We start from the raw sequence: 11380 nt of genomic DNA on the forward strand, positions 1-11380 counted from the left end.
ATTAAGAGATGGATTAAGAGAAAACCATTTTTGTCCTGGCTCCCAGTTTAATGCCCTTCGGGCTTGCTCTGCGAGCAATTAAATCACGCCACAGGCGTGACAGGCGGAAGCCAGGCCAAAAAGTAATCATGTCCATCCTGTATGCCCGGTTAAATTTCTTTTCATTTAATCTGGGTTAATCCTGTCTAAGGCGGGCTTTGCCCGCAACCCAAGATAAAGAAGTGCTCGTATCCCACACTTGGGACAGTCCCCGCGTTTCTTTTCTTGTTCCCAGGCTGGAGCCTGGGAGCGAGAGGGGAGCGGCTGGAGCCTGGGAACGAGAGGTAAACATCCCTAAACTGGGGTGATCTGCCTGTCATGCTTCTGGCGTGATTGAATTTCTTGCATTCAAACGTGGTGGGCAACACACTCTTTTCTTATCTGGGTTGCGGGCTTAGTCCGCGTTAGAAACAACCTGCAGTCAGTACCGCCATGGCCATGGCAAGGCCGATCCAGGAAGCGCAGTGGATGATCTTGAGGGCGGCCCTGATATGCCCCGGTCCGGGGGCCTGCCCCCCATCCCCCATCCATGGCTTTTCCACCAGTGCAAAAGCATACTGCACCGGCCCTCCCAGCCGGATTTGCAAAGCTCCGGCCATGGCCGCCTCGCTGTGTCCAGCATTGGGGGATGCGTGCTTCCGGCGGTCTCTGAGTCCTGTAACCAGGGCATTTCTCCAGTCATAGCCGCAAGCGAGCGCACCCAGACTGATGACGAATATGCTCATCCTGGCCGGGACATGGTTTAAAGCGTCATCCAGTCCGGCTGTAAAACGCCCGAAGTGCACATACCTGATGCTGCGGTAGCCCACCATGGCATCCAGAGTGTTTACCATGCGGTAGCTGACAGCCATGACCACTCCTGACACAGACGGGTCCACCCCTGACAGTAAGCCCAGGATACAGCCCGCTGTAAACCAGAACACCAGGGCCAGGTAACCGTCCACAAAGTTCTCGGCCACGCTCTCAACCGCGGCCCTGGCCACTCCAGAGCGATCCAGCAGATTCGTGTCCCGGCCGACAATCATCTGCAGCAATGCTCTGGCCCTGGAAATATCACCCTTTTCCAGAGTCCTGGCTATGGGCTGGGTATGCTTAGCCAGATCCTTCAATCCCATGCAGGAATAAACCAGGAAGACCATGGTAATAAGGTCCATAAACGGAATCATTGCACACAGACGAACAACCCCGACAACCAGGACATTTATCACCAGCAACAATGAAACCACAAGGACTGCTCCCCCGCAGACACCATTCAGTCCCAGGCCGAAAAGCATCCTCTCCATCCGGGTAACCGCTGCACCCATGAGGCGTACCGGGTGCAGGCGATACACCGGGTCTCCCAGAATCAAATCCAGCCCGAAGGCCAGGACCAGTATAATCAGACATTCAAACATTTATATTACCTGAGTTAACATAAGATGTAACTGCTAAAGCGGGCCATGCCCGCAACCCAGTTATCTGTTATTTGTTAATTGTTAATAGGTAAGGCAGTTCAACCAGGAGCTTGGCACAAATTTCAAACAAACATGTTGGTCGTAAAAATCGGTTCGTGGTTCCTGGTTCTTCGTTCCTGGTTACCTCTTGTTCCCAGGCTGGAGCCTGGGAACAAGAAGGAAAAGAAAAGAAAAAAAATCCCTGCTTGCATGTCTAGTGGGGACAGGCACCCCGGCACTTATTTTTTATTGAACAAGAAACAGATTAGAAAAATAAGTGCCCGGAGAGCCAGTCCCCGTGCTCAACGCATCCTGCAAGGGTTAACCGAATGATGCCCCGTAGGGGCCTCTTTTTCCGCGCAGGGTCGCAGAAAAAGCCTAGTGGCTTACTCCTGCAACCCTGTCATAAAAAACAAGAAAGTTTGAACCACAGAGGCACAAAGGACACGAAGGAAGAAAGTACAACCGGAAATCCTTCGGATTTGTTCAATCACGCCATAGGCGTGACAAGCAGGATGTCAGAAAACGTTACCAACAAGTTAATTTGAAATTTGTGCTGAGCGACTAAAGTAATTCCGTCCCGGGCCGATATAGAGAATTAAATAAGGCATATAAAACTATCAAGTCATATCACAGGGGGGAATATGTACTCCAACGCAGCCAGAGCTTACTTCCAGACCAAAGTCAAGACCACTACCAAAGAAGACTTGGTTGTTCAGTTGTATGAAGCCGCGGTCAAATTCCTGGAACAGGCCAAGGAAAAAATTATTGAAAAAGACTATATCGCAAAGGGAGAAAGGATCGACAAAGCTCTACTGATAATTGGAGAATTAAATTCCAGTCTCAACGCCGAAAAGGGAGGCGAAATCGCCCAGCACCTGCATGCTTTTTATGCCAACTGCCAGGCCAGGATTCTCATGGCCAGCCTGAAACTGGATATTGAAAAACTCGACGAAGTGATCAACATGCTCAAACAAGTAGCCTCCGCATTTGCCGAAGTAAACCGCAAGCAGAAAAACCCGCAATAATTCTCCTGCTCTCCATTCAGCAGCATCTCCAGGGACCTGAATACCAGGTCCCTTTTTTTCGCCCTAATCTCCAGACTTGATTTAGACCTCTTATATGGATATGGTTACATATACACAAAGTGACGCTGTAGTGGTATTTGGCATCAGCAATGATGCTTACATCACGGTATCCCAAAAATAAACCATGACCCTAGAGGACCATATATGCGTATAACCTGTCCCAAATGCATGTTTCAGCAGGATGTGCCGGACGATAAGATTCCCGAACACGCCTTCAGAGCCACCTGCCCCAAATGCAAAGAGAAGTTCCAGTTCCGTGACCTGGAAGAACCTCAGGAATTCACTCTGGAAGATGACTTCCGGGAAGACTTCGGAGATTCAACCGAACAGGACAAGGGGGATTCAAAACCGCACCGTGAAAAGTCTTCCAGGGAGGAAAACAATGAGGAGAGTCTGTGGAGCAAGCTGGAAGACCTGGGGGGCCCCAGGGAAGAGCCGCAAAGAGAGCAGGCCGTGCAGGAAGAAAGTTCTGCCTCTCCCTGGGAAAACCTGCAGCAGTACGGATTTTTCCCCGGCTTTTTTGAAACCGTCAAGAGGGTCATGCTCGCCCCGGGACCTTTTTTCCGCAAGATGCAGCCCGGGGGACTGGGGATGCCCCTGGGGTTTTTCGTCCTGGTCTCGGTTATTCAGGTGCTGGCCACTTTCCTCTGGAATATGACCGGGATGTTCCCTGCCGCTGCAGAACACGGCGCTCCGGGAATGGGTATAGGCATGGTGGGTGCCGGCTCGGCTCTCATTTTACTCGTATATCCCCTTTTTATGGCTGCCTGGTTATTCATTGTTTCCGGTGTCACACATCTGTTTCTCATGGCTTTCCAGGCCGGCAGGTCGGGCTTTGAAGGCACCTTCAGGGCCACGGCCTACGGAAGTGCGCCCATGCTTTTGGGGGTTCTGCCCATACTTGGTCCGTTCATAGGCGCCGTCTGGTCTCTGGTGGTAACGGTCATGGGCTACAGGTACATCCATGGCACGAGCTACACCAGGGTCATCCTGGCTCTTATTGCGCCCGTTATGATAGTCGTACTCCTGGCCACCATGATGATGGGTCCATAATGGATATTATTTCAACTCTATAGAAAAGGGAATTCAATGATAGGAATCTCCAAGCTATACTGCGGAGCAGTTGAGGCTGCGGACGCCTTGCGCTATGGCCGCCAGGCCGGAAAAATGCCTTCGCACCTTCTGCAGTTTTCCAAGGATAAAAAACCGGTGGTGGTCTGGAACATGACCAGGCGCTGCAATCTCAAATGCGTTCACTGCTATGCCCAGGCCCTGGACGAGCATGGCAGCGACGAGATAGATACCCTTGCGGCCAAAGAGATAACTAACGACCTGGCTGATTACGGTGCGCCAGTGATGCTCTTTTCCGGGGGGGAACCCCTGGTGCGCAGGGACCTGGTAGAACTGGCCAGCCACGCTGTAGGCCGCGGCATGCGGGCGGTGATTTCCACCAATGGGACCCTCATTACAAAAGCCAAGGCCCGGGAGCTGAAGGACGTTGGGCTTTCCTACGTGGGCATATCCATAGACGGCGGCCGAGAAGTGCATGACAGGTTCCGGGGGGTGCCCGGTTCATTTGACAGGGCCATGCAGGGGGTGGAAAACTGCCAGGAGCAGGGCCTCAAGGTTGGCCTTCGCTTTACCGTCAACAAGAGAAACGTCTCTGAAGTCCCCAAAATATTTCAGATCCTCAAGGACATGGATATCCCCAGGGTGTGCTTCTACCACCTGGTCTATTCCGGCCGCGGCTCCGATCTGATCAATGAAGACCTTGGCCATCAGGGCACCAGAAACCTGGTGAACCTGATTCTGGATCAAACCCGGGCCCTGTTCGATGCCGGTATGCCCAAAGAAGTCCTTACTGTAGACAATCATGCCGATGGCCCCTATATATACCTTCGACTCCTCAAGGAAGACCCTGAACGGGCGAAAGAGGTCTTTGAACTTCTGCAGTTCAACGAAGGCAACAACTCCGGCCGGGGCATCGGGTGCATCTCCTGGGACGGCAGTGTTCACCCGGATCAGTTCTGGCGTCAGCATGTCTTAGGCAATGTTCTGGAACGTCCTTTTTCCCGGATCTGGGAGGACGATTCCATAGAACTTTTAAGCAAGCTGAAGGACAAGAAAAAATACGTCGGCGGCAGATGCGCCGCATGCAGATTCTTAAACGTCTGCGCCGGCAACTTCAGGGCCAGGGCCGAGGCCTATTACGGCGACATCTGGGCCCAGGACCCGGCCTGTTACCTGACAGACGAGGAAATAAAGCAAAAATGAATACATCAAATTTCTACCGCGGCCGAAGGCTTCGCTCATCAAAGTCCATCCGGCACCTGGTCCGGGAAACGGACCTGTTGCCCCGCAATCTGGTGCAGCCTTTTTTTGTCCTGGAATCCAGCGATGAAAAAGACTTTCGTCCCATAGCCTCCATGCCCGGGCAGAGTCAGCTCGCGCCGGCCGCACTGGAGGAAGAAGTGGCCCGGGCAGTGGACCTGGGCCTGAAAAGCGTTATCCTCTTCGGCATTCCTGCCCAAAAAAACAGTCAGGCCGGCCAGGCCTACGCACCGGACGGAATAATCCAGCAGGCGGTTCAAAGACTCAAGAAGCGCTTTCCCGCCCTGGTGGTCATTACCGACGTCTGCCTCTGCGAATACATGGATCACGGGCATTGCGGCATTATCCAGGACCAGCGGGTTCAAAACGACCCCAGCCTGGATCTTCTGGCCAAGACCGCCCTGTCACACGCGGAGGCCGGCGCCGACATGGTGGCCCCCTCGGACATGATGGACGGCCGGGTCCAGGCCATCCGGGATCTCCTGGACAGCCGGGGCTTTCAGGAACTTCCGCTCATGTCTTACGCGGTCAAATATGCCTCTGCCTATTACGGCCCCTTCCGGGAAGCGGCCCAGAGCGCCCCTTCCTTTGGAGACCGCAAGACCTACCAGATGGACCCCGGCAACGCCAGGGAAGCCCTGCGGGAGGCTGAAGCAGATATCATCCAGGGCGCGGACATACTCATGGTCAAGCCCGCCCTGCCCTACCTGGACATTATAAGCGCCCTTAGAAACTCGTTTGACCTGCCGGTAGCGGCTTACCAGGTAAGCGGGGAATACAGCCAGATCAAGGCCGCAGCACAACTTGGATGGCTGGATGAAAAAAGCGTTGCCCTGGAATCGATCACCGCCGTAAAAAGGGCCGGAGCGGATATAATTATTACATATTTCGCCCGGGAAATCCTGGGATGGGTGGCCGGCAATGAATAAACCACACCACGATGCTCAAAGCTTTTCCAAGGCCCCTGCCCTGAGGCTGGTGGCCTGGGAGGTTACCAGGTCCTGCAACCTGGCCTGCAGACACTGCCGGGCCGAGGCCCATCTGGAGCCGTACCCTGGAGAGCTTGACACCTTGCAGGCCAAGGCCCTGATAGATACATTCCCCCAGGTGGGCAACCCTGTGGTCATCTTCACCGGGGGCGAACCCCTGCTGCGCCCGGACATTTTCGAACTCGTCTCCTACGCCGATTCCAAGGGACTTCGCTGCGTCATGGCTCCCAACGGGACACTTATCACCCTGGAAAACGCTAAAGAAATAAAATCCGCCGGGATCCAGCGCTGCAGCATCTCCATCGACGGGCCCACCGCCGGAGAACACGATGATCTGCGCGGCGTGCCCGGTGCATTTCAGCAGTCCATGGCCGGCATCGAATTTCTCAAATCAGCCGGGGTTGAGTTTCAGATCAACACTACTGTCACCAAAGACAACCTGGACAAGTTCAAGGATATATTCAACCTGGCCAGGGACCTGGGTGCTGCGGCCTGGCATATCTTCATGCTGGTGCCCACCGGCAGGGGGGCGGACCTGCAAGACCAGTTCATAAGCGCCCTGCAGTACGAAGAGGTCCTGAACTGGTTCTATGACTTTAGAAAAACAACAGACATGCACCTGAAAGCCACTTGTGCGCCGCATTACTACCGCATCATGCGCCAGCGGGCCCGCGAAGAAAATGTAGCCGTCACCAGGGAAAACTTCGGCCTGGACGCCATGTCCAGGGGCTGCCTGGGGGGCATTGGATTCTGCTTTATTTCCCACGTGGGCCGAGTGCAGCCCTGCGGATATCTGGAACTGGACTGCGGCAGCATAAAAACTGCGCCTTTTCCTGAAATATGGAAAAACTCGCAGCATTTCAATGCCTTGCGTGACATTAGCACCTACAGGGGCAAATGTGGTGATTGTGAATTCCACCGCGTCTGCGGGGGGTGCCGGGCCAGGGCATATACCATGAGTGGGGATTACCTGGCTGAAGAACCCCTGTGCTCCTATCAGCCCGTCAAGAGCTAATTTAAGGGGAAAGCTTTGGAACTAAGCGAGACCGACAAAAAAATCCTGGATATAATCCAGACGGATTTTCCCATAGATCCCAGGCCTTATGCCGTAGTGGGCCGCATGGTTGGGCTGACCCAGGCCGAGACCCTGGCCAGGGTCAGGGGGCTGAAGCAAAAAGGGGTGATCAGAAGAATAGGCGGAAACTTCAATTCCAGGCAACTGGGCTGGCACAGCACGCTATGCGCTGCTGCGGTGCCGGAAGAAAAGCTTGAAGAATTCATAGCAGAGGTCAACCAGCACCCCGGAGTGACTCACAACTACCTGCGCAGGCACAGAAACAATGTCTGGTTTACTTATATCGGGCCGTCCAAGGAGCAGGTCCAGGACTCTCTAAAGCAGATCACAGCCAGAACAGGCATCGAAATTCTGAACCTGCCCGCACAAAAAATGTTCAAGATCAAAGTGGATTTTCCCATGGAATAATCCTGCACCGACACTGGAACGTGGCTTGACGTTGACTTGTTCCTGAGACCCTGCCAGCCATGGGCTTTAATCGGTTCCTGGTTCCTGGTTCTTCGTTCCTGGTTACCTCTTGTTCCCAGGTTATTGTTAATTGTTAATTGTTGAAGAACAAAAGCCTAACTTAACTGCCTTACCCTATTAACAATTAACAAATAACAGATAACTGGGTAGCGGGCGTAGCCCGCTTTAGTCGTTTATTTCTTCAAGAATATCCAGACGCTTTGAGTGTCTTCCACCCTCAAACCCGGTTTCCAGGAAAACATCCATGATGCTTCCTGCCAGGTCCACCCCAATGATCCTTTCGCCCATGCATAAGACATTGGCATTGTTGTGCATCCTGGACATCCTGGCCATGTACTCGTTGCCGCAAAGTGCGGCCCTGATTCCCCGGAAGCGGTTGGCCGCCATGGACATCCCTATGCCCGACCCACAGATCAGCACACCCGGGCAATCCATCTCCAATACCATTTTACACAGCCTGCCTGCATACACGGGATAATCGCAACTGGAAAAGTCTTCCGTCCCCACGTCGATTATTGTCCGTTTTTCATCCAGACGGCCCATGAGCACCTTTTTAAGGTTCAGCCCGGCATGATCCGAACCGAAAATCACGGCATTACTCATGATATTTTTACCAGCAACAAAGCTGAATTAATCCTGTTCACCCAGGTACCTGGATCGGCGATTATCCAGGAAAGCTTTGCGTTTGACCTGGAGTTCGTTTTCCAGGTTAGCTATTTCCTCTTCCAGAAAACTCACCTGCCCCAGAACCAGTTCCATCTCAGGATCTTTCAGATTCACGCTGTCCTGCTGTCTTGAAGTCCTGGAACTGATTGCCTCACCCAACCTCTGCTTTTCATGGTCCAGCCGCTTTTTCAGCTGATGGATCTCCCACTGTCTGAAAAGGCGGATGGCATTCCATCTTATCTCGCTGACAATCAGACGCCATCCCACCAGGAACAGCTGCAAAGGGTTCATCTCATAGTTGCGCACTACACTTTTCATTTTTTCCTGATAATTCATGGTGGATGCTCCGTAAGGTTTGGATGTTGTGAAACAGTTCAGCCCTTTTTATTGTAAGAAGTGACAGTTGTCCATCGGGAAAAGTGCCTGTCCCCGATTGTACCTTCAGAATGTGGCTGGAGCCACAAAAAAATGGTGTTCCCAGGCTGGAGCCTGGGAACAAGAGCAAACAGACACCTCTCGTTGCCAGGCTGGAGCCTGGGAACAAGAGCAAAGCCACAAAAAAATGGTGTTCCCAGGCTGGAGCCTGGGAACAAGAGCAAAAGAGTTATGTAGATTGTTGATTACTGAATATTTCATTCCCCGACTTTTTGCAGATGCATCTAGTGATAATCAGTGCAGAAATATTGTCCGGGTGTCATCGGGCAATTCCAGGCTCATCTGTTTTTCGTCCCAGTCACGTTCCATGTCCACGGCCTGTATGCGGATGACCGCCTCTCTGTCGCCGGAAAGCTGCATGTCCAGCCTGGAAAAATAGAACAGGCCGTTTTCCTGTTCATACCCCTTAAACTCCACTTGCCACCCGTCTCCAGCAACCCATTGCAGGTTGCCCTGCTGGTCCAGTAAAACGCTTGTGACGTTGCTGTTGTCAAAGTAATACTTCCACATATTGTCACGGGATTCAACCCGGTTGTACCGCCCTGGTATCAGGTGCTGAAAATCCCCCAGCAATACCAGACTGGTTTGCCTGAGATCCATGGGTGTGGGAAAACCAAGCAGAGTAGCCCCCCTGCTGCCGTCGTGATGTACGTAGCGGGTGTTTTCTCCGGGATTGTAGGCCTCCCACCTGAACTTATCCTCCAGCCACATGGACACGGTCTGCCCGAAACCGGCAGACAGATCCATGCGCACCGGGTACCCTGCAAAACCCCATATAACCGCCTGCACCCGGCGTTGCTCCCGGGAAGTGGAATAGTTGACGCTGCCCCGGATAAAAAACGGCTGATCCTCCTGATAGCTTGGGGTCCTGGACCAAAAGTCCTCCCACACCACCCCGGGAGGCCTCTCCACAGGAGGGCGCTTGGGGGCACAGGCCGCCGCCAGTAACAACACGCAACAAAAAATGCACAAAGCCCGGAAGTCCATTATCATGGCCCTGCCTTTGCCGACTCGTTTTCGAGCATATTCTTGAGTATTGATTTTTGCTTCCGGATGCGCTCCGGGTTTTCAGGGTCCAGTTCCAGGGCCTTTTCATAACCCTGAAGGGCCTGTTTGCGCTTACTCAGGGCCTTGGCTATGTCACCGTAGTGCTCCCAGATTACCGGGTCGTCATCCACCTGCTCCACAGCCCTGAGAATTTCCTCCCAGGCCTCCTGATATTTGCCCTTCTGATAATAAACCCAGGCCAGGGAATCAATATAGTAACCATTGCCGGGCTCCAGCTCCAGGGCCCTTTTTATTAGGATGAGAGCTCTGTCCAGGTCCCGGTCCTGTTCCGCAAGAGTATAACCCACGTAGTTCAGGGCCTCGTGGTGATCCTGGTCCAGGGCGATGATCTCCTCCATCATGAGCAGGGACTCTTCTTTCCTGTCGCTTTTGTCCAGAACCACGCCCTTGCGGAACAAGAAGTCCGTATTGCCCGGCCACTTTTCAAGGCCCTCATTCAGAATCTGCATGGCCTCATCGTATTCTTCCATTGCTTCCAGTACTATGGCTTGGAAAAGGTACATCCTTTCGGAACTGGGATGGACTTTTCGCCCTTCGCGGGCCATTTCCAGGGCCTTTTGATAATCATCCTCGTGAAAATATATCTGCACCTGGAAGGCAACGGCCTGCAGATGGTAGGGGTCATCTCTGGAAACCCTGGACAGATAATCCAGAGCTCTGCCGGCATCATCTTCTCCCTCGTAGGCGGTCAGAGCCAGGTAGAAGTAGATGGTCTCAGGGTAGTCCCCGTCATGCATCATGTCCTGCATAAGAATCATGGCATGCTCATAAAAATCGTTCTGGATAAACTGATGCACTAGTTCCAGCTGAAATTGAGCCTCTTCAGGGCCCTGCATGGACATATGGATGGCCCTTTCCGGATCGTTTAAGAGCAGATTCAGCTCCACGATTCGAAGAATCAGGTCCGGGCTCCTTTCTCCCATTTTCAGCAGTTGCTGGTATGTGCGCTCTGCCTGCAGGTAATTCCTGTCCAGTTCGTAGATAAAGGCTTTTTCAGCCCAGGCCTGCAAAAAACCCGGCCTGGCCTGCACTGCTCTCTGCAAATGTTTTACGGCGGCAGCCCTTTCTCCCAGCTCACTCTTGGCCCTGCCCAAATAGTAATGCATCTCCGGCGTCCTCTGGTACGGCGCCACTTCCTGCAAAAGATCCACTGCAGCGGCAAAATTGCGCATTTCAATATAAAATGCGGCCAGGTCCCCATAAACTCCCAGGTCATCAGGAACCATTTCCTTGTACTGCTCGAGAGCCTTCACCGCCTTGGATCTGTTGTCCAGCATCAGGTGAAACTCGGCCAGTTGAAAGTAGAGTTGAGGGTTTTTGGGGAAAAACTTCAGGGCATCTTCCAGGGTTTGCAGAGCTCTGCAGGTTTTATCCTGGCGCAGGTATGTCCTGGCCAGGTCCTGGTAAAGCCTGACAGCCGGGCCCAGCACCAGGGCTTTTTCCAGGGCCAGGGCGGCCTGCTCGTAATCCCCTGCAGCCTGATAATCAAGAAACTTGAGATAGTTGTAGGTCACCTGAGCCTGAGGGGTAAGCTCGCGCTCAACCTCAAACAGTTCTGGAGGTTCTGATTTTTGGGCGCAGGCAGCAATAACCGCTGCCAGAATGAGGGCCGGAATTATTTTATACATACATCAAACCGGGGTTATATTAGTATACTCTCACTCATTTAAAGCGGGCTTTGCCCGCAACCCAGATAAGAAAAGAGTTTTTAGCCCACCCCAGTAAAATGGGAAGAAATTTTACGGGGCAGGCAGATCACACCCAGTGAAATCCGTCCCAGTGAAACCC

General features: G+C 53.0%; 11 protein-coding genes. 6 read left to right on the forward strand and 5 right to left on the reverse strand.

The window, feature by feature from the left end; genetic code table 11:
- Positions 1-443: 443 nt before the first annotated feature.
- The gene (cbiB, locus tag QZP87_RS05250; RefSeq protein WP_291321870.1) at positions 444-1433 is read right to left on the reverse strand and encodes an adenosylcobinamide-phosphate synthase CbiB; all 990 of its coding nucleotides are present in this window, start codon (positions 1431-1433) and stop codon (positions 444-446) included.
- A 683-nt stretch (positions 1434-2116) separates the two neighbouring features.
- Between cbiB and fliS the strand changes: the two genes are divergently transcribed.
- From fliS to QZP87_RS05280, 6 genes are all read left to right on the forward strand, one after another.
- Positions 2117-2500: a flagellar export chaperone FliS gene (gene fliS, locus QZP87_RS05255; protein WP_291321871.1), complete on the forward strand. Its 384-nt coding sequence runs from the start codon at positions 2117-2119 to the stop codon at positions 2498-2500.
- 204 nt (positions 2501-2704) lie between these two features.
- Positions 2705-3613, forward strand: a complete 909-nt coding sequence (locus QZP87_RS05260) for a YIP1 family protein (protein ID WP_291321872.1) — start codon at positions 2705-2707, stop codon at positions 3611-3613.
- A gap of 36 nt (positions 3614-3649) precedes the next feature.
- Positions 3650-4834, forward strand: a complete 1185-nt coding sequence (ahbC, locus tag QZP87_RS05265; protein WP_291321873.1) for a 12,18-didecarboxysiroheme deacetylase — start codon at positions 3650-3652, stop codon at positions 4832-4834.
- The gene (gene hemB, locus QZP87_RS05270) at positions 4831-5820 is read left to right on the forward strand and encodes a porphobilinogen synthase (RefSeq protein WP_291321874.1); all 990 of its coding nucleotides are present in this window, start codon (positions 4831-4833) and stop codon (positions 5818-5820) included. Before ahbC ends, hemB begins: the two co-directional genes overlap by 4 nt.
- Complete coding sequence (ahbD, locus tag QZP87_RS05275) at positions 5813-6895, forward strand: heme b synthase (protein WP_291321875.1); 1083 nt, start codon at positions 5813-5815, stop codon at positions 6893-6895. The genes hemB and ahbD overlap by 8 nt, the downstream gene beginning before the upstream one ends.
- A 15-nt stretch (positions 6896-6910) precedes the next feature.
- Complete coding sequence (locus QZP87_RS05280) at positions 6911-7363, forward strand: AsnC family transcriptional regulator (RefSeq protein ID WP_291321876.1); 453 nt, start codon at positions 6911-6913, stop codon at positions 7361-7363.
- 225 nt (positions 7364-7588) lie between these two features.
- Here QZP87_RS05280 and rpiB read toward each other — a convergent pair whose 3' ends face one another.
- The 4 genes from rpiB to QZP87_RS05300 all read right to left on the reverse strand — a co-directional run bounded on the left by rpiB (position 7589) and on the right by QZP87_RS05300 (position 11220).
- On the reverse strand, positions 7589-8026 hold the full coding sequence (gene rpiB / locus QZP87_RS05285) for a ribose 5-phosphate isomerase B (RefSeq protein WP_291321877.1): 438 nt from the start codon (positions 8024-8026) through the stop codon (positions 7589-7591).
- Between the two features lie 27 nt (positions 8027-8053).
- The gene (locus tag QZP87_RS05290) at positions 8054-8425 is read right to left on the reverse strand and encodes a hypothetical protein (protein WP_291321878.1); all 372 of its coding nucleotides are present in this window, start codon (positions 8423-8425) and stop codon (positions 8054-8056) included.
- A gap of 333 nt (positions 8426-8758) precedes the next feature.
- Entirely contained in the window at positions 8759-9517 is a 759-nt protein-coding gene (locus QZP87_RS05295; RefSeq protein ID WP_291321879.1) for a hypothetical protein, read from the reverse strand.
- The gene (locus tag QZP87_RS05300) at positions 9514-11220 is read right to left on the reverse strand and encodes a tetratricopeptide repeat protein (RefSeq protein ID WP_291321880.1); all 1707 of its coding nucleotides are present in this window, start codon (positions 11218-11220) and stop codon (positions 9514-9516) included. The genes QZP87_RS05295 and QZP87_RS05300 overlap by 4 nt, the downstream gene beginning before the upstream one ends.
- Positions 11221-11380: the final 160 nt, after the last annotated feature.

It is taken from the genome of Desulfonatronospira sp. (assembly GCA_003563255.1).
In the GTDB taxonomy this organism is placed as follows: Bacteria; Desulfobacterota; Desulfovibrionia; order Desulfovibrionales; family Desulfonatronovibrionaceae; genus Desulfonatronospira.

What these genes read in the sequence shown, in the direction of transcription:
- QZP87_RS05295 (WP_291321879.1), bottom strand. Translation starts at nt 9,517, where the DNA reads ATGATAATGGACTTCCGGGCTTTGTGCATTTTTTGTTGCGTGTTGTTA.
- QZP87_RS05260 (WP_291321872.1), top strand. Translation starts at nt 2,705, where the DNA reads ATGCGTATAACCTGTCCCAAATGCATGTTTCAGCAGGATGTGCCGGAC.
- hemB (WP_291321874.1), top strand. Translation starts at nt 4,831, where the DNA reads ATGAATACATCAAATTTCTACCGCGGCCGAAGGCTTCGCTCATCAAAG.
- fliS (WP_291321871.1), top strand. Translation starts at nt 2,117, where the DNA reads ATGTACTCCAACGCAGCCAGAGCTTACTTCCAGACCAAAGTCAAGACC.
- QZP87_RS05290 (WP_291321878.1), bottom strand. Translation starts at nt 8,425, where the DNA reads ATGAATTATCAGGAAAAAATGAAAAGTGTAGTGCGCAACTATGAGATG.
- ahbC (WP_291321873.1), top strand. Translation starts at nt 3,650, where the DNA reads ATGATAGGAATCTCCAAGCTATACTGCGGAGCAGTTGAGGCTGCGGAC.
- cbiB (WP_291321870.1), bottom strand. Translation starts at nt 1,433, where the DNA reads ATGTTTGAATGTCTGATTATACTGGTCCTGGCCTTCGGGCTGGATTTG.
- rpiB (WP_291321877.1), bottom strand. Translation starts at nt 8,026, where the DNA reads ATGAGTAATGCCGTGATTTTCGGTTCGGATCATGCCGGGCTGAACCTT.
- ahbD (WP_291321875.1), top strand. Translation starts at nt 5,813, where the DNA reads ATGAATAAACCACACCACGATGCTCAAAGCTTTTCCAAGGCCCCTGCC.
- QZP87_RS05300 (WP_291321880.1), bottom strand. Translation starts at nt 11,220, where the DNA reads ATGTATAAAATAATTCCGGCCCTCATTCTGGCAGCGGTTATTGCTGCC.